The sequence below is a fragment of the Vibrio sp. Vb1026 genome, from assembly GCF_033338745.1.
Lineage (GTDB): Bacteria > Pseudomonadota > Gammaproteobacteria > Enterobacterales > Vibrionaceae > Vibrio > Vibrio alginolyticus.
In genome coordinates this window covers 1-1,087 of sequence record NZ_JAWOTH010000178.1, presented here as the reverse complement: position 1 = coordinate 1,087, position 1,087 = coordinate 1, and the positions used below count along the sequence as shown (strand labels likewise).

General features: G+C 50.3%; 1 protein-coding gene and 1 pseudogene. Both read right to left on the bottom strand.

From position 1 onward, the window contains the following. Positions 1-267, bottom strand: a pseudogene (locus R7E47_RS25120) (ABC transporter permease); the annotation flags it as partial. Then, positions 267-1,087: ABC transporter ATP-binding protein (locus tag R7E47_RS25115; RefSeq protein WP_318085510.1), on the bottom strand; the 821-nt coding region annotated here is incomplete at its 5' end. The gene R7E47_RS25115 and the pseudogene R7E47_RS25120, both read right to left, overlap by 1 nt.

Here is a 1,087-nt window from a genome sequence, read left to right as displayed (position 1 = left end):
TTCAGCCTCTTGCGCGGTGGCATAGGTTTCTTTGATATCCACCACTTGAGTGACTTTGACGGACTGGGTAATGATCCGCCCGGCGGTACTGCCACTTTGGTCGACAACACCTACCGGAATGTTGCGAATGTCCGTATTGATTGCGAAGCCGAACAGCAAAAGCTGGATAAGCGGGATCATCACCACCATGCCAAACGTGATTCGGTCACGGGAAAGTTGGCGAATCTCTTTGATCATGACGGCTTTCATGCGAGCGATAGATTTCATCATTGGCGGCCTTTCCCTGTCACGCTGACAAAAACATCTTCTAAGCTTGGGCGAGCGTGGTTCATTTCAGCGTTTTGAAGTTCAGGAAACGTCTGCTTTAACCATTCAATCGGCTGCTCGACATGCTGGTGGATAAGGATGCGTAAACGAATCCCCAACTGCGCCGCAGAGCGAACTTCGTCACGTTGAATCAGCTTTTCTTTGAGTTCACGAAGTTTGTCGGCTTTCACCTCAATGATATTAACGCCCATCTGTTCCATTAACTGTTCGGGTTCGCCATCGGCACGAATTTCGCCCGATTCCATGATCGCCAGACGGTGGCAGCGTTCCGCTTCGTCCATGTAATGCGTGGTGACCAAAATCGTCGTACCTTGATCGCACAAGTCGAACAACTGCTCCCAAAAATCGCGTCGATTTTCGGGGTCAACGGCGGATGTCGGCTCATCCAAAAATAGCAGTTCGGGTTTGTGCATGGTCGCCGCGGCGAGTGAAAGGCGCTGCTTTTGACCGCCACTCATGCCGCTTACGCGCTGTTTGCGCAATTGATCCAACCCGTAAGTGGTGAGCTGCTCTTCTATCCGCTCTTTCAGCGACTTGCTGCTTAAACCAAAAATTTGCCCAATAAATTCGAGGTTTTCTTGAACGGATAGGTCGTCGTACAACGAGAACTTTTGTGTCATGTAGCCAATTTTGAGCCGCAGTTGTTCGGATTGTTTTGGGATTTCTAATCCAAGCACATCCACACTGCCTTCGCTTGGGCTGAGAAGGCCGGTGAGCACACGAATAGTGGTCGACTTACCACAACCATTTGGCCCCAAAA